At 41.9% G+C, this 21,956-nt stretch carries 22 protein-coding genes; 15 read left to right on the top strand and 7 right to left on the bottom strand.

All coding sequences use genetic code 11. The annotated features are described in order from the left end of the window. The first annotated feature begins 492 nt into the window (after nt 1–492). The 4 genes from V7K56_RS16095 to V7K56_RS16080 all read left to right on the top strand — a co-directional run bounded on the left by V7K56_RS16095 (nt 493) and on the right by V7K56_RS16080 (nt 4,069). The gene (locus V7K56_RS16095) at nt 493–2,652 is read left to right on the top strand and encodes a Tex family protein (RefSeq protein ID WP_334911879.1); all 2,160 of its coding nucleotides are present in this window, start codon (nt 493–495) and stop codon (nt 2,650–2,652) included. A gap of 13 nt (nt 2,653–2,665) precedes the next feature. Then, the gene (locus tag V7K56_RS16090; RefSeq protein WP_334911878.1) at nt 2,666–3,007 is read left to right on the top strand and encodes a 2Fe-2S iron-sulfur cluster-binding protein; all 342 of its coding nucleotides are present in this window, start codon (nt 2,666–2,668) and stop codon (nt 3,005–3,007) included. A 344-nt stretch (nt 3,008–3,351) separates the two neighbouring features. Beyond that, nucleotides 3,352–3,753: a phage holin family protein gene (locus V7K56_RS16085; protein ID WP_334911877.1), complete on the top strand. Its 402-nt coding sequence runs from the start codon at nt 3,352–3,354 to the stop codon at nt 3,751–3,753. Between the two features lie 124 nt (nt 3,754–3,877). After that, nucleotides 3,878–4,069 (top strand): YqaE/Pmp3 family membrane protein, encoded by a 192-nt coding sequence (locus tag V7K56_RS16080; protein WP_179067870.1) that lies wholly within the window; start codon nt 3,878–3,880, stop codon nt 4,067–4,069. 217 nt (nt 4,070–4,286) lie between these two features. Here V7K56_RS16080 and V7K56_RS16075 read toward each other — a convergent pair whose 3' ends face one another. Then, complete coding sequence (locus V7K56_RS16075; RefSeq protein WP_334911876.1) at nt 4,287–5,102, bottom strand: histidine kinase; 816 nt, start codon at nt 5,100–5,102, stop codon at nt 4,287–4,289. A gap of 191 nt (nt 5,103–5,293) precedes the next feature. On the opposite strand from V7K56_RS16075, the gene V7K56_RS16070 reads away from it, so the two are divergent. The 6 genes from V7K56_RS16070 (at nt 5,294) to V7K56_RS16045 (ending at nt 11,761) form a co-directional block, all read left to right on the top strand. After that, nucleotides 5,294–5,518, top strand: a complete 225-nt coding sequence (locus V7K56_RS16070; RefSeq protein WP_334911875.1) for a hypothetical protein — start codon at nt 5,294–5,296, stop codon at nt 5,516–5,518. Between the two features lie 55 nt (nt 5,519–5,573). Next, entirely contained in the window at nt 5,574–5,909 is a 336-nt protein-coding gene (petJ, locus tag V7K56_RS16065; RefSeq protein WP_334911874.1) for a cytochrome c6 PetJ, read from the top strand. A 136-nt stretch (nt 5,910–6,045) separates the two neighbouring features. Further along, nucleotides 6,046–7,065, top strand: coding sequence for an aldo/keto reductase (locus V7K56_RS16060; protein WP_334911873.1), 1,020 nt, complete (start codon nt 6,046–6,048; stop codon nt 7,063–7,065). 81 nt (nt 7,066–7,146) lie between these two features. Beyond that, on the top strand, nt 7,147–11,217 hold the full coding sequence (locus V7K56_RS16055) for a tetratricopeptide repeat protein (RefSeq protein WP_334911872.1): 4,071 nt from the start codon (nt 7,147–7,149) through the stop codon (nt 11,215–11,217). Nucleotides 11,218–11,379: 162 nt separating this feature from the next. Further along, nucleotides 11,380–11,601 carry a DUF433 domain-containing protein gene (locus V7K56_RS16050; RefSeq protein ID WP_334911871.1) on the top strand — a complete coding sequence of 74 codons (222 nt, stop codon included), beginning with the start codon at nt 11,380–11,382 and terminating at the stop codon, nt 11,599–11,601. Then, nucleotides 11,585–11,761, top strand: a complete 177-nt coding sequence (locus V7K56_RS16045) for a hypothetical protein (RefSeq protein WP_334911870.1) — start codon at nt 11,585–11,587, stop codon at nt 11,759–11,761. The genes V7K56_RS16050 and V7K56_RS16045 overlap by 17 nt, the downstream gene beginning before the upstream one ends. Nucleotides 11,762–12,005: 244 nt before the next feature. On the opposite strand, the gene V7K56_RS16040 is transcribed toward V7K56_RS16045, so the two are convergent. Further along, nucleotides 12,006–12,479 carry a DUF4385 domain-containing protein gene (locus tag V7K56_RS16040; protein WP_334911869.1) on the bottom strand — a complete coding sequence of 158 codons (474 nt, stop codon included), beginning with the start codon at nt 12,477–12,479 and terminating at the stop codon, nt 12,006–12,008. A 75-nt stretch (nt 12,480–12,554) separates the two neighbouring features. Between V7K56_RS16040 and V7K56_RS16035 the strand changes: the two genes are divergently transcribed. From V7K56_RS16035 to V7K56_RS16025, 3 genes are all read left to right on the top strand, one after another. Continuing rightward, nucleotides 12,555–13,022 (top strand): VOC family protein, encoded by a 468-nt coding sequence (locus V7K56_RS16035; protein ID WP_334911868.1) that lies wholly within the window; start codon nt 12,555–12,557, stop codon nt 13,020–13,022. A gap of 35 nt (nt 13,023–13,057) precedes the next feature. Continuing rightward, nucleotides 13,058–13,636, top strand: a complete 579-nt coding sequence (locus V7K56_RS16030) for a Uma2 family endonuclease (RefSeq protein ID WP_334911867.1) — start codon at nt 13,058–13,060, stop codon at nt 13,634–13,636. Between the two features lie 182 nt (nt 13,637–13,818). Next, nucleotides 13,819–14,115, top strand: a complete 297-nt coding sequence (locus V7K56_RS16025) for a hypothetical protein (RefSeq protein ID WP_334911866.1) — start codon at nt 13,819–13,821, stop codon at nt 14,113–14,115. 22 nt (nt 14,116–14,137) lie between these two features. Here the strand turns inward: V7K56_RS16025 and V7K56_RS16020 are convergent, their stop codons facing one another. Beyond that, nucleotides 14,138–14,848, bottom strand: coding sequence for a Uma2 family endonuclease (locus V7K56_RS16020; protein ID WP_334911865.1), 711 nt, complete (start codon nt 14,846–14,848; stop codon nt 14,138–14,140). Nucleotides 14,849–14,917: 69 nt separating this feature from the next. After that, the gene (locus tag V7K56_RS16015) at nt 14,918–15,664 is read right to left on the bottom strand and encodes a class I SAM-dependent methyltransferase (protein WP_334911864.1); all 747 of its coding nucleotides are present in this window, start codon (nt 15,662–15,664) and stop codon (nt 14,918–14,920) included. 6 nt (nt 15,665–15,670) lie between these two features. Here V7K56_RS16015 and V7K56_RS16010 point away from each other — a divergent pair, with 6 nt between their 5' ends. Continuing rightward, nucleotides 15,671–16,489, top strand: coding sequence for a class I SAM-dependent methyltransferase (locus V7K56_RS16010; RefSeq protein WP_334911863.1), 819 nt, complete (start codon nt 15,671–15,673; stop codon nt 16,487–16,489). A gap of 162 nt (nt 16,490–16,651) precedes the next feature. Next, entirely contained in the window at nt 16,652–18,916 is a 2,265-nt protein-coding gene (locus tag V7K56_RS16005) for a cation:proton antiporter domain-containing protein (protein WP_334911862.1), read from the top strand. A gap of 217 nt (nt 18,917–19,133) precedes the next feature. On the opposite strand, the gene V7K56_RS16000 is transcribed toward V7K56_RS16005, so the two are convergent. From V7K56_RS16000 to V7K56_RS15990, 3 genes are all read right to left on the bottom strand, one after another. Further along, nucleotides 19,134–20,663, bottom strand: coding sequence for a GMC family oxidoreductase (locus V7K56_RS16000; protein ID WP_334911861.1), 1,530 nt, complete (start codon nt 20,661–20,663; stop codon nt 19,134–19,136). Between the two features lie 17 nt (nt 20,664–20,680). After that, nucleotides 20,681–20,851: a hypothetical protein gene (locus tag V7K56_RS15995; RefSeq protein ID WP_334911860.1), complete on the bottom strand. Its 171-nt coding sequence runs from the start codon at nt 20,849–20,851 to the stop codon at nt 20,681–20,683. A 354-nt stretch (nt 20,852–21,205) separates the two neighbouring features. Further along, a complete protein-coding gene (locus V7K56_RS15990) occupies nt 21,206–21,718 on the bottom strand; it encodes a hypothetical protein (RefSeq protein WP_334911859.1) in 513 nt (170 codons plus the stop codon). Nucleotides 21,719–21,956 lie beyond the last annotated feature (238 nt).

Raw genomic sequence — 21,956 nt, 5'->3', positions numbered from 1 at the left:
GAAGTGTGGTTGATTTTACATCCAACAAGGTTTTGCTTACAACAGTCGAGCGAAATAAATATTATAGAAAATCAAGATTATGCAACGTTGTATATTACACCAATTGGAATAATTATTGCGACCGATGAAGCGCCTAAAAGCTTGATAACTCTTTTCCTGTGGTCGATGGTGTGCGTAGTAAGCTTTAAAATTAAGTACAAGACGCTATACAATTTAGCGTAGTGTTTAGGAACAAACAATTCCTGTGGGTGATGCTATTTTTGCCGTTCTCCCAATTCAGCGTCGCTGCGCTATGCTATGCAAATTCTCATTTATCTAGGCGGATTGAAAGAGTTATGAGTTATAAAACTTGCGTAAATAGATTTTGTCTATTTCGCCAATTGCACTCTTATGAGCAATCATCTGGTAGATTAGCTTAAAACTTTGGCCTTGCGCCAGGATAAGGATCTAGCATATTACCTTTAGAAGTAGCATTTTCATTTTAGACATCTAATGCTGAACATTCCTCAACTACTGGCAACTGAAATAAACCTCAAATCCCATCAGGTGCAAAACGCGCTGGAACTTTTGGCAGAGGGTGCAACAATTCCCTTTATTGCACGTTACCGGAAAGAGCGCACCGATGAGATGAATGAAGTGCAACTACGTGAACTGGCCGATCGATATACTTATTTAACAGAACTGGAAGAACGAAAATCGGTGATTTTAAGTGCGATCGCCCAACAAGGTAAACTTACAGATGAACTCAAAGCCAAATTCTCATCCTGCTTACAAAAAACTGAACTTGAGGATTTATACTTACCCTATCGACCAAAGCGACGCACCCGCGCCACCATCGCCAGAGAAAAAGGACTCGAACCACTGGCGGAATTCATCAAGTCACTAAATGTAAAAAATGCTGTAACGGCTTCTCTGGAAGTAGAAGCGGCTAAGTATATTTCGGAAACCAAGGGAGTAAAAACAGCAGAAGAAGCACTCAAAGGTGCTGCTGATATTTTAGCGGAAGAAGTAGCTGAAAAAGCTGAGTTACGCGCATATATCCGTGACTATTTTTTAGAAGAAGGGATATTTGTCTCCCGTATCAAAGATGATTATCCTGAAGGTACAACCAAATTTGAGATGTACCGTAACTATCAAATTAGGGTAAAAAATATTGCACCACACAATATGCTGGCGTTGTGTCGAGGTGAAACTGAGAAAGTATTAAGCTTTGAAATTGCTTTTGATGAGGATACGGTACTTTACTATCTTGAGTCGAAAGAAATTAAAACCAAAGTACGGACAATTCGGGATTTTTATCAGGCGATGCTGAAAGATACATTCAACCGTTTGATGAAAATCTCTCTCATGGGAGAGGTAATTTCTGAGAAAAAAGCTTATGCAGACATAGAATCAATCAAGACATTTGAAACTAATCTGCGGGAGTTACTGCTGTCTGCACCAGCAGGGATGAAACCAACGCTGGCGATAGACCCTGGATTTAGAACTGGGTGTAAGGTTGCTGTCCTCGACCAAACTGGACAATTTTTGGAATATCAGGCGGTATTTCCGCACCAAGCGGCTGAACAACGACTCAAAGCTGCACAAACTGTCAAAAATCTGATTGAAAAGTACAAAATTGAGTTAATTGCCATTGGTAACGGTACAGCGTCTCGCGAGACAGAGGAATTTGTTACGCAAGTATTACAAACCATAGAACGCAAACCAGTTAAGGTGATGGTGAATGAGTCTGGCGCATCTATATATTCTGCTAGCAAAGTGGCGCTAGAAGAGTTTCCCGATTTAGATGTTACCGTGCGCGGCGCCATTAGCATCGGTCGCCGTTTGCAAGACCCTTTGGCGGAACTGGTAAAAATCGATCCCAAATCTATTGGTGTGGGACAATATCAGCACGATGTCGATCAGAAGTTGTTGAAAAAGAAATTGGATGAGACTGTAGAAAGCTGCGTTAACTACGTTGGCGTAGACTTAAACACCGCCTCCAAAGAACTTCTAACTTCCGTCTCTGGAATTACGGCAACAGTTGCCAATAATATTGTCGCCCATCGCAACCAGCATGGAGCCTTTAAAAATCGCCGACAACTGTTGAAAATTCCGAAGTTGGGACCAAAAGCTTTTGAACAAGCAGCAGGTTTTCTGCGAATTCGCGGCGGTGACAACCCTTTGGATAATACAGCAGTGCATCCAGAGAGTTATTCTGTAGTAGAAGCGATCGCATCCGATCTAAATGTGCCATTAAATCAGGTAACACAAATTGCTGAAAAACTCAAAAAGACCAACCTGAAGAAATACGTTACCGATAGCGTCGGCGAACCCACACTGCGCGACATTCTCAGCGAACTCGAAAAACCAGGTAGAGATCCTCGTGCTGAGTTTAAGTATGCCACCTTCAAAGAAGGGATTAAAGAAATCAGTGACTTAAAAGTAGGAATGGAACTAGAGGGAATTGTGACGAACGTCGCCAACTTCGGTGCTTTTGTCGATATCGGCGTACATCAAGATGGCTTAGTACATATATCCCAACTTGCTGATAGATTTATAGACGATCCCAACAAAGTGGTCAAAGTTGGACAAGTAGTCAAAGTGCAGGTGTTAGAAATCAACGAGAAACTCAAACGGATTGGTTTGTCGATGAAAGCAGTTAAACAATAATTAGAAACAGCAGATGGCAGTTTATCAAGTTCGATTTATCAATTCTACACTTGGATTAGATCGCACCATTCCAGTACCAGACGATCAATATATTTTGGATATGGCGGAAGAAGCTGGTATCCGCCTACCATCTGGGTGTAAACAAGGCGAATGTTCTGCGTGTATTGCTAAACTTATTAGTGGTGAAGTCGATCAAAGCGAGCAAAAATTCCTACGTCCAAATGAAATACAGGCTAGTTATGTTGTTACTTGTGTAACTTACCCTTTGTCTAATTGCACTTTAGAAACCCATCAAGAACAAGTCTTATATAAATCAGCCCTTTATTATAAGCCTGAGTCGGGAAAATCTGAGTGATTTTTGCCTTGTGACATTAAATTAATCTTAAATTTCTAGGGTGCGTTAAGTTTGTTTAACGCACCCTTCAAAACATTACAATGCATTAGACATCTTCAGAAATTAATATGCGTTATCCATAACCCTTATAGAGACGTAGTACTACTATGTCTCTACTCCTATGTCTAATGTATGAGCGTACAGATGTGCGTCTATAATATGTATTTAAAATCGCTATAGTTTTATCAATGATAGACCTAATGGTAGAAAGAAATTCTATCTTGCAAGGGAGGGTAAACCCTAGCAGATAGTCAAAGATGATATAAGAAGTTGCAAAAAAAATCTCTAGTTATTAGGTAAAAACAATGCTGACTCCATTTTTAACCGCGCTAACTACAGCTTTGAGCCTGTTGATTGTTGATATCGTTGTTCCAGGTGTTAATATTGCTAATTTCCCCGCAGCTTTGATTGCTGCTTTAGTAATTGGTCTAATTAACGGTTCAGTTAAACCAGTTCTGTCTGCTCTTTCCCTACCACTTAACTTTCTCTCATTTGGAGCATTTTCGCTCGTTGTCAACGGTTTGTGTTTTTGGTTAGCAGCAGTGTTAGTTCCTGGGTTCGCAGTTAGTGGAATTATTGGTTTCCTGCTGGGACCAGTAATTTTAACTTTTGCTAATACCTTTATTAACAACTACTTTGTTGAAAGAAACCTTTTAACCAGTAGTGGTGATGTAAAGAATCAAGCTGAATTACCTTCTTCTAAATAAGTTAGAAAGAGTAGAAACGACAGTTCTTTACATCAATTTTCTAACATACATAAAATCTCCAAAGCTGGATTTCATAATTCGGCATCTCAAATGTAATTAAACAAAATCACCAAGTTGTAACATCATGAAATTAGTTCGTTTTCTCTTAGGTTTGTTAGTTCCTCCTTTAGGTGTTTTCTTGACAGTTGGAGTTGGACCAACTCTGATTATTAACATTTTGCTCACAGTTTTAGGTTGGCTTCCCGGTAGTATTCATGCAATTTGGGTTATCGCCAAGCATGACGAACAAGTTAATCGAGAAGGACGTATTTACTAATACGCAACAAGAATTTTATAAAAGGATAATTGTTGTCTAACAATTATCCTTTTACTATTTTTTATAATCCGGTGCAATAATAGTAAATCCTTCATCACCCAATACTTTCTTATACAATTGGGAGAAGGAGAGCTAATTTAAAAGTCCTTTGTTTCAACAAAATAGGGTGAGAATTCCCCACCCTATTTTTTCTAAATCAATTAAATGCCAAAGCAGTCTATTTCTGAATAGTCTCACGTTCTTTAACAGCAAGTTCCTTGTCTTTAGGTTCCTTATCTTTGAATAAGTCAGCCGCCGTTAAAAGTAACTCTCTCAAGGTTTGTTTGATTTGACGCTCTTTCTTTGCTAGAGATGTACCAGCTTCACCCAGTTTATCTTCTAGTTGCGATCGCTTCTCTTCTACCTGTACAACTACAGACTCTGCTTGGGGACGAGCTTTATCATACCAGTGTTTAGCCTCGTCTAGATAATCTTGAACTTCCATATTACGTCCGCCATAGCGTGCAGCCATATTAGCTCGGACAATGGCTAGCTGCGCTTGCAGTTGCGCGTAACGTTTCTTTAACAATCCTACTTCTTCACTATCTTTAATAGCATCAATAGCAGAATCAATGGCAGTTTTGGTACTAGCTGGTTTTTCCTTACCCGTCTCTTCAATTTCTGCCAAAATTACATCAACCTCTTGCTGGAGTTGTTCTTCTTCACCATCAAGTTGAGCTTGTAGCCTTTTTATATCTGTTTGAGTTTGAGCAATGCTTTCGTGTCTTTTGCTATTAATTCCTTCCAGTGCTCCTTCAATGGAAGCTGTCACTTCATCTTTAAGTTCGCTGCCTTTTTCTTGGAAGTTTTCAATTACAGCAGAAACTGCATCTTTCACAATGCTACGAACTTCACTAGAACCTTGTTTAAACTCAGAAGCTACTTGAGAAACTGCGGATTTTACTATTTCTCGAATCCGCTCAGTTCTTAATTGTCCAGTTTCTTTTGCTTGTTGCAAGTCGGCTTGAATTTGTTGCTTGATATTGTTAGGCATTTTCAACTCGTAGAATTTAACTAATTGGGATAAAATTTTCTAGAAATGTTCTTACATCCACATTATGGCGTAGCCCGATCTGGCTCGGTACTTCCTTTAGATAGAAAATTCTAGCCCCAAAGAGGTGATGTGTAAGATGTTGCCAATTTGTGAGATGATGAATATTTAGTGGTAGTAATTGGGAGTAAAATATGTGGCAAGTAAATATTACTTGTTCGGGTGATGCCTGGAAGATTTATGGTACTGAATTTAAAGCGATCACCCAGAAATATCAAGGCGAATTGATTGGTTCCAAAAAAATGCCAGATGGTACGCGCATCATGTCTTATAAAATTGAGGATGTTAGCGATGCCGAAGCTTTTCAAGAAGATTGTGCAAATTTTGCCGGATTTACAACTGACTTTGAATCCCTCTAGTATTGGTTTTGATACTTATGCCTGCAACTAGTATGTCTAAATCTGGAGAAGTTAATTGAAAAAACTACTTACATTAATATTAGTAATATGTTTATTATTAATCAGTACTTTTACTTTACCTGCTAGTGCCGCAGATACAGTTAACAGCGAACAAATATTTAGTGTTCATTGTGCTGGTTGTCATATCAATGGCAGCAACATAATTCGGCGAGGTAAAAATCTTAAAAAGTCAGCCTTGAAAAAGTATGGTATGGATTCAATAGAGGCAGTTACATCTATAGTTACCAATGGTAAAAATAATATGCCAGCCTACAAAGAACGTCTCAGAGAACAGCAAATTAAAGACGTTGCTGCTTACGTTCTTGAACAAGCTGAAAAAGGCTGGCGTTAAAAAGTTAGGAGTTGGAAGAGACGCGATTAATCGCGTCTGTACTTTAGAAGTTAGGAATTAGGAATTATCAGTTATGATTTATCTATTAGTAATTGTTAAGTCTTCCTATTCCTAACTTTTCACTCACAAATAGAAAATGAACTTACCCGCAGCTAGTCGTCTCCAATTTACTCCCGATTTGAACATCTGTCGCATATTAAACGGGATGTGGCAAGTCTCCGGCGCACATGGACGAATAAATCCCCAAGCCGCTATTGAGACTATGTTCAAATATGTAGATACTGGCTTTACTACTTGGGATTTAGCAGATCATTATGGTCCTGCAGAAGATTTTATTGGTGAGTTTCGCTGTCAACTAATTGATACTCGTGGTAAAGATGCTTTATCTCAGGTGCAAGCTTTTACAAAATGGGTGCCTCGTCCAGGCAAAATGACGAAAAAACTCGTCGAGGAAAATATTAATATTTCCTTGAGAAGGATGAATGTACAATCTTTAGATTTAATACAATTCCATTGGTGGGAATATCAGGATAAAAATTACCTGGATGCCCTCAAATATATGGCAGAACTTCAGACTGAAGGTAAAATTAAACATCTAGGTTTAACTAATTTTGATACGAAAAACTTGAAGATTATTACTGAAGCAGGTATCAAAATTGTTTCTAACCAAGTGCAATTTTCCCTTATTGACCGCCGTCCTGAAGTTAATATGGTGGAGTTTTGTCAACAGCATGATATAAAACTTTTTACTTACGGTACACTTTGCGGCGGTTTGTTATCAGAAAACTATGTGGGTAAACCGGAACCGCGAGGATTTGATCTATCTACTGCTAGTTTGAAAAAATATAAAAATATGATCGATGCTTGGGGTGGTTGGCAATTATTTCAAGAGTTGCTGGCTATTTTAAAGGAAATTGCTAATAAGCATAGTGTAAGCATTTCTAACGTGGCAGTGCGTTACATTTTAGATCGGCCAACTGTGGGCGGTGTGATAGTTGGTGCCAGACTTGGGGTATCTGAACATATAGAAGATAACGCCAAAGTATTTAGTTTTAATTTAGATGCTGACGATCGCGATCGCATCAATGCAGTATCTCGCCAATCACGCGATTTGTACCAGCTAATTGGTGATTGCGGCGACGAATATCGGCGATAACCATTAAGGCATTGGCTTTGTTGACGATTGAATTCACTGATAATACGGTGGAGGTTACTGTGTAATCTATGACTTCAAGCCATGCCCTTAAACTTTGCCTTCGCCCTCAGTCAACAGCAAACTTTTGAACTGCGCTGTGATTATGGCTCACGTTCTTTGGATAAAACAGCGTTGGTAGCGCTGATTGATTTGTGTGAGCAAAATTACTATCCTCAACAAAAAGATAGCTTACCCTATCTCACCCAGTTGGGACGGCAACTTTATCAATGGCTCGATGGTAAAGAGGGATGGCTGAGAAGGGCGCTGGATGAGGCGGATGAGCAAACGATTCATCTAGATTTGATTAAAACCAGCGAAGCGCAGGGGTTGAACCTGGAAACAGAACGGATGGCCTTGGGATTGGCACATTTGCCTTGGGAATTGCTGCATGATGGTGCAGGGTTTTTACTGCAACGTCAAAATATTTCCGTCTTACCAGTGCGTTCTGTGCAGCAGCGTCAAACCCAAGTGATTGGTGTGCAAAATCGCCCCTTGCGGTTGCTGTTTATGGCGACATCTCCTGAAGATTCGAGAGTTCCGCCACTGGGGTTTGAGCAGGAAGAAGCGAACATTTTGCAAGCAACTAAGGATCAGCCTTTGGCGTTGATTGTTGAGGAAAGTGGCTCGGTTGCAGAGTTAGCCAATTTGGTAAAATCCTACCCAGAAGACTATTTTGATGTATTTCACCTCACAGGACACGGGATAATTTATACCCAACAAAGCTACGGCTATTTGCTGCCAAAAGGTGTAACGCTGATAGACAATACCCCCTGCTTCATCACTGAAGATGAAGTGGGAAATATGCAACTAACTACCGTCAATGATTTAGCTAGAGCTTTTCGAGGACGCTGGCCTCGTGTAACTTTTCTCTCTGGTTGTCATACGGGACAGGTTCCTAACAAGGGGACAGTACCCTCAATGGCGCAGGCATTGGTGAAAGCGGGGGCAGGTATAGTTTTAGGCTGGGCGCGTCCGGTGTTTGACCGCACGGGTATTGTAGCAGCACAGGCACTTTATCAAGCTTTGGCGACGGGGGCAACTGTTGAAGAAGCGGTGAAAGCGGCGCAGCAGGAGATGATTGACCAAGAATGCACCGACTGGCATCTGTTGCGGATGTATCGGGATACGCGCCCCATTGCAGAACTGGTGACACCTCTGAGAACAAAAAATCGTGAAAGGCTGATGTTCGCAGCGCCAGAGCAAGAATTTCTCGATGAGAATAATCTAGTTAAAGTTGCCAGTCGGTTTGAATTTGTCGGACGCAGACGACCTTTGCAACGGTGTCTCAAAGCTCTGCGGGAAACCAGCGACCAAATCGGGGTGTTTATTGCTGGGATGGGCGGATTGGGCAAAAGTACCCTGGCGGCGCGGTTATGTACGCGGGTGCAGACGCAGCGTGACAATTTTGCGCGAGTCGTGTTGATTGGCCCTCTGGATGAGTCGAGTTTGCTGAATAAGCTTTCTAATAAGTATGAGCGGTTTGCAGATGTGCCAGCACTTTTGAATGAACCAAAGGTGTCTCTTAAAGGGCGGTTGCAAAACTTTTTTGCAGCAATAGAAAAAGAACACAACCAACCCTTACTGTTGGTGCTGGATGACTTTGAGCAGAACATCCCCATAGCTAACATTGAAGATGGCTCACTGCGGATGACGGCAGAAGCTTACGAAATTTTAGAGGCGATTTGTGCGGCATTGGCAGAAACCGGGGCAGAAAGTCGGCTGATTGTCACCTGTCGCTATTTGAAAGAAGACACTTTGCCACCTCATCGTCTGCATTTGGAATCTTTGGCAGGGATGAGCAGCAGTGATATTGATAAAATCTGCTTTCCCTTAGATAAAGAAGTTAGGCAGCAGTTAAGAACTCAGCGAATTATTCACATTGCTGATGGTAATCCCCGGTTGCTGAAGTGGCTATTAGAGGTGATTCAGCAGCCAGAAATAGCAGGGGATGAATTATTGAATCGTTTGGAGGAGACTGAGCAGAAATTCCGTGAAAATGTCTTAGCACAAACTCTGCTGGATGCTTTGGAACCGAAAGAACAAAAGTTTCTTGCACGGTTGAGTGTGTTTCATTTGCCTGTAATGGAGGATATTGTCAGGGCAATTTCTACCGTTGAGGAATTGGCAGTTTTGGGCAAGCTAACCAGCCTTAGCCTAGTCGAGTCCGCCACGACTCACCCCAACCAGCCAGCTAATTATCGGGTGACGACAATTTTAGAACCGTTGTTAGAACCAGTGTTGAGTGAGGAAGAATGGCAAGCAACGCGACAACAAGCGGTGAGGAAAATCCATCAAGCTTGGTGGGATGAGAATGAAGAACCCACGGAAGCAGAAGCACTGGAAATTATCCGGTTGGGACTGCTGGTAAAAGAGCAGGAAATTGCTGTCGGTATTGGGCATAGGATTGCAAACAATTGGGTAAACAATTCCCGGTTTGTGGAAGCTTTTGATTTATGTGAGCAAGTGCTGGCGGTCTTCCAAGACTACCGTATCTTAGGAGCCATTGCTCATGTAGAAGGGGTTTTGGGTTTTTTTGAAGAGGCGCTTGCTCATTCTCAGCAAGCCTTAAACCTTTGCCCTAAAGAAGACGACATTTGCAAAGCCGGAACTCTACATGAAAGGGGATGGCTAATTTACCGACAAGGAGATATTGAAAGAGCGATTGATTTGTGGGAGCAATCTTTAAAAATTAATGAACGTATTGGCAATATCAATGGCAAAGCCTCAATTCTCAATGATATAGCAAGGGTAATTGCCCAACAAGGAGATATTGAAAGAGCGCTTGACTTGTTGCAGGAATCTTTGGACATATATGAACGTATCAATTATGTTGCTGGCAAAGCCGCTACCCTCCATGAAATAGCATGGCTAACTTACCGACAAGGAGACATTGAAAGAGCGCTTGATTTGTGGCAGCAATCTTTGGAAATTAAAGAAAGTATTGGCAATCTTAAAGGCAAAGTGGCAACTATTCAAGACATGGCGTTGGTCATTGCCCAAAGAGGAGATATTGAAAGAGCACTTGAGTTGTTGCAACAAAGTTTGGAAATATCTGAGCGGATTAGCGATGTCGCTAGTAAAGCCATCACCCTCAACAACATGGCTCACGTAATTGCCGACCAAGGGAACATAGCAAGAGCGCTCGCGCTCTACGAACAATCCTTAGAAATATCTGAGCGGATTGGCGATGTCCAAGGCAAAGCCACTACCCTCAGCAACATGGCTCAGGTAATCGCTCAACAAGGGGACATCCCAAAAGCGATCGCACTCTACGAGCAATCCTTGAAAATAAAGGAACAGATTGGCGATGTCCAAGGCAAAGCCACTACCCTCAGCAACATGGCTCTGGTAATTGCTCAACAAGGGGACATTCCAAAAGCGATCGCACTCTACGAGCAATCCTTGGAAATAAAGGAGCAGATTGGCGATGTCCAAGGCAAAGCTGCTGCCCTCAACAACATGGCTCAGGTAATCGCCCAACAAGGGGACATCCCAAAAGCAATCGCACTCTGGGAGCAATCTTTGGAAATATCTGAGCAGATTGGCGATGTCAAAGGCAAAGCCACTACCCTCAACAACATGGCTCAGGTAATCGCCCAACAAGGGGACATCCCAAAAGCGATCACACTCTGGAAGCAACTTGCTTCCACACTTGCACAAATACGGGCTTATGGTGATTTAGTGACAGTTCTGGGTAACTTAGGCGTAACGGCTGAAAGCAACGGTTTGGTTTATCTGAATCAAGCAATCTGGCTGATGCTGAGAATTCAAGCGCCCTTAGCAAGTACCATTAACCTAATCCGTATTTTATATAATGCAGTGCCTCAAGGCGATGAACTAAAAGCTTTACTAGGAATAACAGCAATGTTCTTTTGCAGCCGCCGAGGTAAAGATCATCCGCAGTTAAAGGAACTCCAAGAGCGTAGTATTGAGATGATAGCAGGGGCGGTAGGGGGACAAGGAATTGAGACGCAAGAAGCATTTGAGACTTGGTTTGTCCAGCAACGGCTAAATGATCCAGAATATTTCCTTCCCCGACTCAATCAACGCCTAGAGGAGATTGTCAGCGATGGGTGGTTGTTTGACTCCAGTCAAGTTTCAATGGGTGGATAAAGGGAAGAAGTGCGATCAAGTTAATCTTAATGATTTTTGTTGGCTTGTCCAGAGAGGAGACGCGATGAAGATAAGAGAGATGCGATCGCGTTACTCTTAAATTAATCGCTAACAATGTAACCAGCTTATGCAATCCTTCAATATCACACTGCCAGATGCGATATGGAACCTCAACTAATACAGAGTTCTCCCGACATCCTTTCTGGTACACCAGTTTTCTACGGAACTCGCGTAGCAGTACAAACATTGGTTGATTATCTCGAAGCAGGCGATCGCCTTGATGACTTTCTAGAAGATTTTCCCACTGTGAGCCGCGCACAGGCAACAGCGTTTCTCAAGCTAGCCCTGAAAAAGGTATTATCTTCTTGTGAAAGTGCTGCTTGATAAATGCCTGCCTAAGAAATTAAAGCGAGAAATCACAGGTCATGCCGTATTTAGTAATACTGGGCATGATTATTTTTGGATTGCTGAGAGAAAAGATGCGATCGCATCACTCTTAATTAATCAGCGACAATGTAAAAAGTTTCTGAAATCAGTCCTCTAGACTCATTCACGAGCATAAAAGACTCGTCAGCGAGTATCAAAGACTCATTCACGAGTATCAAAGACTCATTCACGAGTATAAAAGACTCGTCAGCGAGTATCAAAGACTCATTTACGAGTATCAAAGACTCATTCACGAGTATCAAAGACTCATTAGCTGTTTGGTAAGGTGCGTTAGCTGTTGCTAACGTACCAAAAATATCTTGAAGGGTGCGTTAGCAAAGTAACGCACCCTACGAAAGTTACTAATCTACTTCATACATCTGTTTATGTTTGGCTAAAAGCTCTTGATATTTCTCATTTGTCTTTGCTTCTATCCACTTTGCTTTAAATATTGCTGCTGATTCGGCTTTAACTGAGTCTACTTCATAGGGAAGAATCTCTTTTTTGTCACCTGAATCTTCCGAATTCTGTTTATACTTCCTGCCGCTTTTATGATTAGCATAACGGCGAGAGCGAGTATAACCCATTTGAATAAACTTACGTGCCATATCCGCGCCGACAAAATCATCTTTTTCTAAATAATCAAGAAAAATCTCGTAGATTTTTTCACTCGACTCTCTAGCAATATCTGGAGTTTTGAATTGCCAATAAGGAAGAATTTCTGATTTGTATGGTTCAACCAAAAGTACACCCTGCTCACCCTTGCCAACACGGTAGAGTTCAGGATGTTGGCGAAAATCAATATTTTTAAAGTCTAAAGAATAATCAAAAGCCATGATAAATTTTTATTAGCAATAGTAAACTTTAAAAAAAAGTTCAACTTCTATCTGAGTATTGAGATTTTGTTAATTATGCTATCCAGCACCCAATCCTTGAACAGTGTTATTGCGCCAGGAAGTCTGCGTAGAGTACATCACATTGCCCTCAACGTCAAGGATATGCAAGCCTCGCGCTATTTTTATGGCACAATCCTGGGTTTGCACGAACTCACAGGCGACGAAGTACCCGCAACCCTAGTGGAACTAGTCGCATCTGGGAAAGTAGCCAACTTCATCACTCCCGATGGTACAATTCTAGATTTATTTGGGGAACCAGAATTATCACCACCAGATCCCAATCCAGAAAAGACCTTCACCAGGGCTTACCATCTAGCCTTTGACATTGATCCGCAGTTATTTGATCGCGCGGTGACAGCGATCAGAGAAAATAAAATAGCGATCGCACATGGCCCAGTCACTCGTCCTACTGGTAGAGGAGTGTATTTTTACGATCCAGATGGCTTTATGATTGAAATTCGTTGCGATCCAGATGTCTATTAAATAATTATTTGTCAATAAAAAAGGGAAATACTTCTATGACAGCACTGACATTAAACCTGAATTCAATTCTGAAACTGACAAGAGAGCAGTTTTATCAGTTGTGTGAAGAAAACCCCGATTTACAACTAGAACGCAATGCCCAAGGAGAACTAGTCATAATGCCACCGACGGGAGGAGAAACTGCAAGAAGTAACGTTAATTTAATTCTGCAATTAGCATCATGGAATGAACAAAAGCAACTAGGTGAAGTTTTTGATTCTTCCACTGGATTTACTTTACCAAATGGTGCTGACCGTTCTCCTGATGTTTCTTGGGTGGAAAAATCTCGTTGGGATAGTTTGACAAAAGAACAAAGAGAAAAATTTATTCCTTTATGTCCTGATTTTGTGATTGAAATAATGTCACCATCTGACACTTTGAAAAAAGTTCAAGTAAAAATGCATGAGTATATGTCAACTGGGTGTTGTTTAGGTTGGCTAATAAATCGGAAAAAACAGAAAGTAGAAATTTATCGTCCTGAACAAGATGTGGAAGTTTTAAAATCAACTCAAACTATTTCTGGAGAAAGTGTTTTACTTGATTTTGTACTAAATATGAAAAAAATTTGGGGATAATAATATTTGAAAATGCTCGAATGGATAGAACAGATGTTAGAGATGCACAGTTAAATCGACGCTTGGAAACTGCATCTATACAAACAGAACCCACCTCTGTGAGTTTAAAAACCTCAATCTTTTCTTATGTGTAGCGGCGAATCACCTTTACCCTGACTTTTAAAAACACAACTTAATTTACTATGACCGCTAAACTCACGCAAATATTTAAAGTAATTGAAGACACAATTACAAAACCACCAATTCCACATGAACCATACAAGCAATCATTGAAAGCCTGGGCGATGTATTGTTTGCGAGACAAAGGCTTTATAGTCGTTTATGCTCAAAATGCCGACTTTGCTATTGAAAGAAAAGGCGAAGAAAAGCTATATTTCAAAGTTTCAAATAGCCCCGATGATTTAGATAATTCTCTTAATTGGATTGTTTGGGATAGTGCAACCAAAAGCGCCAGTCTCATTCATCAAAAAATAGACTGATGTTTTCCTGATTTTTTAACTATTATGATTCCTGAATTCTGACTTCTGAATTATAACTAGACAACTGCTGCACAAATCTTTGATGTTTTGGCGAACTTAATCCCAACTGTAATACAGCTAAGACTTGCTGCATATTGCCAGTAAGTAAATTTGACATTGACAACCACAAACCAGGAAATACTTGACTTTTGATAATTCCATCTACATCCACTTCTAAAGAGACATATTCTCCTTGTTGCAGGCTAAACCAATCTAATTTGTTTTCAAATATTTGCCAAACAATATATTCTTTTACTCCATTACGACCATAAACTTTTTTCTTGTCATGTAAATCAATAGCAACACTGCTAGCTGCTATCTCTATTACCAGTTCTGGCGCACCTTCTATATAATCATCATTGCTGAAACGAGATTGTCCTTTAGCTGTTGGTGTGATTAATAGCACTCCATCTGGTTGCGGTTCATTGTCTCGATCTAAGCGGACTGTTGGCTCAATTCCCAATCTCACACCGGGAGTGGCAATTTGGTAAGTCCATAACCAACCTATTAGATGGCCATGTGGTTCAGCATGACTTTCAAAGCGCAATGGGGATGCCAAGTATACAACTCCTTCAATTAATTCTGCCTTTTGATGACGGGGCATTGCTTGATAGCGTCGCTCAAATTCGTAGCGAGTAAGGCGATCGCCATTTTCTAAATGAGGAATTCGCTGCTTGAGTGATAGGTTGACCATGATTTTCTGCTCTGGCAAGGAGTCTTACTTTATTATGGCTTGGTACATATTTTTCTTGTGATGTACTGCCTAAGTTTGATCGGGTTTCTCAAACACCATTAAATGCTGTTGAGGTAACAAGTTTTTAGTTTCCCGCCAAACCAAACCAACAACTTGCATTTCTTTACAGACTTGCTTTTGAGTCATTTTGTGCAGACGTTTAATCATAATAAAGGGATTTTCACCCCGATACTCAACCAGCACCACCTTCCCACCTGGTTTAAGTGCTTTCACAATTCCTTGCATCACTTCTTGGGGATACTCAAGTTCATGATAAGCATCCACCATCAAGGCGAAATCGATACTTTCAGATGGTAAGTTGGGGTCAGTAAGGGTTGCCAAAATCGGCTCAACATTGGTGATATTTTTCTCTTTTTTGAATAACTCAATGATTTCCAACATTTCTGGCTGAACATCTACAGCCAACACTTTGCCTGCTGTTAATAGCGGTGCAATGCGAAAGCTTAAGTAACCTGTTCCAGCGCCAATATCCGCCACCACATCATTAGGTTTGAGATTGAGGACGTTGACTACCTTACTTGGTTGTTCTTCTCCCTCTCGACTTGGACGTTCTAGCCAACCAGCGCCAGTGTATCCCATAACTTTGGCGATTTCGCGCCCCATGTAGTATTTGCCAATACCATCTGGACTATGGATAAAACGCTGTTCGTAAACAGCGATTGCACCAGTCGCGGCTTGTGCTGTCAGGGTTGGGTTCAGCAGCGAACAACTCAAGATCGCAACAAGAGTTACTATAAAGTGGAGAAAATTTGACATTTGATTATGACTGATCGAGATAGTTATAAGCAGCAACTAAGAGAATTTTATGGTAGTAGAACGACTTATGACTATGAGGAAGGTACTCGCCATCCTCTAGATGCCAAACTTTTACTAGAATTTGTTCCCTTACATTCGGGACAGAAAATCCTTGATGTGGCGACTGGAACAGGTTTAGTTGCGATACCCGCAGCCCAAAAAGTTGGTTCAGAGGGCTATGTAATTGGAATTGACATGACCCCTGAAATGTTGTATCAAGCAAGACAAAAAATTGCCGCAGCAAGATTACAAAATATCGAGTTGATTGAGGCAGATGCAGAATATTTCAACTTTAGTGATAGTAGTTTTGATATTGTCTTTTGCTGTGAGGCAATTGTACTGTTTCCTGATATAATTGCTGTTTTAAAAAAGTGGTATCGCTTTTTGAAACCTGGAGGATTTGTGGCATTCACCTGTCCTCCTGAAACTGCCTATATGGCATCTCTTCAACAGAGAATCTGCACTAGAGTTTTGGGCGAATCATTACCACATATCCTTGAACCACTGGGGACTCCAGAAAAATGTCGGAATTTGCTCAATCAGGTAGGTTTTAGAGATATCGAAATTAAGATTGAGCCATCAGGACGTTATCGCCCTCTTAGGGATAACAGATTATCTTGGACAGCAATTAATATAAATTTTAAAGGTAATCCTTTGTTGTCAAAATTATCACAAGAACAATTAAATCAGTTGGAAGTTGAGTACAATACAGAAATTGAGAAACTAGCAACTGATCAAAATCTTTGGCAAGACACTACAAAGTTGTTTGTTCGCGCTCGAAAATAAGTTGATGGCAAACTGACAGCTTCAGGCGATCGCACATGATAATCTTGCCATTAATAATTACAATCACAATTTAATCTCCTAGACCGATGTAGAAGTAAACGTTTTCAGATTTACTTGAAACAGCCCCTTTTAAAATTTGTAATCCAACCTTTGGACGCTTATATGCAAAACCTGTCCCTAATATTAGTGCCTGTACTCGCTGCACAAAAAGCAGCAGGTGACGGTTTAATTAAACCTCTTGGTCATCACGAACTGCTATTGGTGTTGGTGCAACTGTCACTATTGCTTCTAGTAGCGCGGGGATTAGGTGAGTTGATGCGTCGGATTAATCTACCGCCTGTTGTTGGGGAATTATTAGCGGGTGTACTGCTTGGCCCTTCTCTATTTGGTTTGCTCCTTCCAGACTTAGAGGCGCACATCTTTCCCAAAAGTCAAGAACAGTCTAATTTACTTTCGGTAATTTCTTGGTTAGGCGTGTTATTTTTGCTGATTGTGACTGGGTTGGAGACGGATCTCAAGCTGATTCTTCGTAAGGGTAAAACGGCTCTTTTGATTTCACTAGGTGGAATTATTGTCCCGTTTATTACCGGATTTGGACTGGGCTGGCTATTGCCAGATAATTTTTTAGCCGAGCCAGAAAAACGACTAGTATTCAGTCTGTTCATCGCCACAGCAATGAGTATTTCGGCAATACCAGTGATTGCTAAGGTGCTGATGGACTTAAACCTGATTCGCCGTGACATTGGTCAAGTCACCTTAGCTGCTGGTATGACTGACGACACCATCGGCTGGATTTTACTCTCTGTGGTTTCAGGTTTAGCTAGTAGTGGCAAATTTGACTTTGGAACTATTTTCCATTCCGTGAGTGCGGCTATATTGTTTCTAGCCATTGCCTTTACAATTGGGCGTACCATTGTAGACCAGATATTGCGCTGGGTTGATGACTATGTTGGTGGAATCTCCGCTAGTATATCGGTTGTACTGATTCTTTCGCTCTCGGCAGCAGCACTTACCCACGCATTAGGTCTAGAAGCAGCATTAGGTGCTTTCGTGCTAGGAATTCTAGCAGGTCAATCTCGCCGCTTTAGCAATGAAGCTGGACACATGTTAGAAGTCTTCACAGCAGGCTTTCTAGCGCCAATTTTCTTTGCTTCAGCGGGCTTGAAAGTTAACTTACTAGCTCTGTTAGTCCCTGAAACGTTGCTATTTGGCTTGATTGTTCTCGTTGTTGCCTGTGTTGGTAAATTTACAGGTGCTTACCTTGGTTCTCGCGTTGGTGGCTTGAGCCATTGGGAAGGTTTGGCAATGGGTTCTGGGATGAATGCTCGCGGGGCGATGGAAATTGTCGTTGCCACGATTGGTTTATCTTTGGGAGTGCTGAATCCCCAGATGTACTCGATTATTGTCATGGTAGCGATCGCCACTTCCTTAATGGCTCCACCCCTGTTGCGCTGGACTTTATCAAAAGTCGTTATGAGTGAAGAGGAAGCTCGACGTTTGGAACAAGAAGAACAGGATAGCCGCAGCTTTATCAAGCAAATCCAGCGTGTCTTGATACCTACTAGTGGTGGCCCCAACATCCAACTCGCGGCGCAACTAGTCGGTTACATGGCTCACCAAAACTCGATAGAAGTTACATCTCTATATGCTCTGAGTGATAAGCAACCTCAAAGCAGAACCCGCCGGATGGCAGCAACCCAGGTTAAAGATACCGCCGCCGAGCAAGCTCTGGCTGCTGTGACTGAGGAAATGCAGTTACCTGCTGATACCACCCTGCAAACAAAAACAGAGTCTGGGCGTAATAAAGCGGAGGTAATTTTAAATGAAGCAAACAAAAACTATGACTTAATCGTACTAGGAGCTTCTGAACAGATAAGCCCCCAGAAAGCATTGTTCAATTTGCTTGTCGATCGGGTTGTCCAAGAAGCGCCTTGTGCAACAATGGTAGTGAAGTCGCATCTACCCCAACCGAAAGGCAAGATTTGCAAAATCGATCAACAACAGCTGAACAAGATTCTAGTGCCAACGGTGGGGACAGAATATAGCAAAAATGCCGTAGAGATGGCAAGTACAATCGCTGCTCAAACCGGGGCATTAGTGATGATCGTTAACGTGATTAATTTGCCACAGGTTGAGTATATTCTTTACGAACAGCGATCGCTAGCTCCAGTGAAGGAAATTGCTCACGATATGCTCGAACAGCAAGCAGAAATGGGCCGCAATCTGGGTGCTGATGTCAAAACCTATATTCTTCAAGGAAGCAGCCCAGAAAGGGAAATCCTCAAGTTTGCCCAAACTGAGGAAGTTGACTTAATTCTTCTAGGGAGTAGTATCCGAATGGTTACAGGTCGCGTTTTCTTCGGTCATAGAGTCGATACAATTCTGAGTAAGGCCCATTGCCCAGTAGCCGTAATTACTACTCCATAGTCGTTCTAAGCTTAGATGCATTTAGGCAACTTTATCGTGTGTCCATAATGTTCGAGGACAAGGTAAAGCTTTGCTTTGAGGCCTCCTTGAGTCTTTTGAAAAGCTAGATCCCTGGAATCCCGGTTGAGCGTTTCCTGAATCTCTGTTTTGTGAATCATCGTTATCTTTAGGCGATCGCGCCAGCGAGTTAGTTTGCCATTGCTGAAGCTACTTGCTGTCAAACGCGAAGAGGGGCTTTTATTAAATCGGCTGCTTTTTCGCCGATCATAATCGTGGGCGCGTTCGTATTGCCCCCGACCAGAGTTGGCATGATCGATGCATCAACAACCCGTAACCCCTCAACCCCATGTACCCGGAGTTCGGGATCGACAACCGCCATTGGGTCAGTTCCCATTTTGCAGGTGCCGACAGGATGATACCCCGTAATGCAAACTGAGCGAATGTAATCGATGAGTGCTTCATCGCTAGTCACCTCTGCACCGGGACCGACTTCCTCTCCTCGAAACTGATCAAAGGCATTTGTATCAAACAATTGGCGCATTATTTTAACTCCTTCAATCACCTTTTGCATATCGGATTGACTTTGCAGAAAGTTAATCCGAATAATCGGTGGGTCTTTGGGGTCAGGCGAGGACAAACTGACACTACCAATGTTTTGGGGATGAGTCGGACTCACCGTCACCGTGAATCCCATACCATAATCGGTAGAGGTAGGAACTCCCCACAGAATTGAACCGAAGAAAAACTGTAAATCTGGTGCAGCATCCTGATTACTCTGTGTATGCAAAAACAATCCGGCTTCTGCGCCACCATTACTGGTTATTGCTGGGTGAAACTCTTGAATTGCCTGGTGTGCCACAGGAACGAGAAAGTGGTCTTGGAGGTTTTGACCGACACCTGGCAAATCAACGACAACAGGAATTCCCATTGCTTGCAGGTGTTCTGCATCGCCAATGCCGGAAAGCATCAGCAGCTTGGGCGAATCGAATGCACCAGCACTTAAAATCACTTCTTTGTTCACCCTGGCTTGGTGCAGCTGACCATGTTGCATATATTCCACCCCAACAGTGCAATTTCCCTCAAACAACAACCGAGTCACTAATGCTCCTGTGATCGTTGTTAAATTGGGATGCTTGAGAATTGGCACCAGAAAGGCTGCCGCAGCACTGTGACGTTTACCATCCTTGACTGTTAACTGATAAAGTCCCGCACCTTCTTGCTGTACCCCATTGAAATCAGGATTGTGGTTATATCCGATTGCCACGGCTGCTTCTACAAATCGTTTAGATACCGTAGCAGGCGCTTGAAGATCGGTGACGCTCAACTTACCATCAACTCCGTGGTATGTGTCGGCACCGCGTTGCTGGTTCTCAGATTTCTTGAAATAGGGCAATACATCTTGGTACGACCAACCAGAATTCCCCAATTCCTGCCAGTGGTCATAATCGTGATGATTGCCGCGGATATAAACCATAGAGTTAATTGAACTGCTACCACCCAAGACTTTGCCACGGGGACAAAAGATTTTGCGGTTATTCAGGTACGGTTCTGGCTCAGAGAAATATCCCCAGTCCATCTCCGAACCGTATAGTTTGGGGTATTCTAACGGGATTTGAATCTCTGGTTTAGTATCCTCTTTGCCAGCTTCGAGTAATAACACGGTTGTTTCACCGTCTTCTGTCATCCGGTTGGCAACAACGCAGCCTGCCGAACCCGCACCAATCACAATATAGTCATATTGAGTCACGTCGCTTCGCTCCGAATTCAAAATTCAAAATTCAAAATTAATGATCCCCATAAATAAATAATGGGGCTTGTATCCTTTTCGTTTTCGGTCATCACATCTTCGCTTGTAAATTCAACTACTTTAAGAACTGCAACAGTCAAATTGGTTAAAGCTTGAAGTTTACGAATCTGATACCAATTTGCAATCATATGTAGTATTTCTCCCCCTGCCTGGCAAAACTAATATTTTTGAACGCAACTCGGTATGACTATTGCATTACGACCAACACAGAGATTCATGCTAAATATCTAACGTTGATTTTTCAACTTTTTATACAAATTTTGGAGCAGATATTTGCATCAAGAGCTAGATTCATTGCCTAGCAAAGCTTTAAGGGCTGTTTAGTACATTTGCACCGGGGAAAGTTCAGCTTAGTGCTATTCAGCCCTTGACCCTTTTTCTGCCTTTACAAAAGCTACGGAGTTTTTCATTTGAAAGTGTTTGCATCCAAGGCAACAGTATAGGGGTAAAGGTTTCCTCTAGATTGCCTGTAGTCTATTAAGTCAAGGTTTTACACGTTGCCCCGTGAAAGTGAACGTCCTTGCTACTGGGGCATCATCATTGAGCGGATTTGCGTTTAGAGCGAACGACTTCAGTGTTGCTGTTGCTTGCACTACCCCATTTTTCGGATCAAATGTCGCATGAAGATCGGTTCTGCTAATTGTGCCAGGCAATGTCGCTGTTGGGTAATCAAAGTTGAATGCCGTAGTGGTAATCTCTGTAGAAGAGGTACACTTCCACCTGCCCTGTATATTACCATAGGAGGGCACAGAGGCAACACTACTTTGGTTTGAGCTAGTGGCAAAATAGTTACCATCTTGTGTGAACGTTACAATACTAGGAAACTTATCGAAGTTACCAGATACAGTTACTGTCACCAGATAAGTGCCTGTCACAATTTTGCGACAATCCGTTATGGGTTGCGCTGAAACTTTCTGCATATTCACCAAGAAAGTAGTTGTGAGTACTAACAATAGACAAATCGTTAACGTGACGAAAGCATTACGAATTTTCATTCTCAAACATTCGCTTATAAATACATAAATTATTATCCCTCTTTTGTCACTTTCCGAGAGGGCAATCTCTAGAAGCTTTACCAGTCATTCAATACAAGCTATCCTATTACAAAAACTTGGTGCTTGTATTTATTATTAGAAAAAAATCTGGCGATGCCTGCGGCGGGCTACGCCTACGCTTTCTGTACAAAAGCTCTAGACTTTAGAAATGGCAAAAGTTTTCGGAGAGTGACACAAG

The organism is Nostoc sp. (assembly GCF_036917535.1).
In the GTDB taxonomy this organism is placed as follows: Bacteria; Cyanobacteriota; Cyanobacteriia; order Cyanobacteriales; family Nostocaceae; genus Nostoc.
The sequence above is the reverse complement of the archived record's forward strand: the minus strand, read 5'-3'. Positions and strand labels throughout refer to the sequence as shown.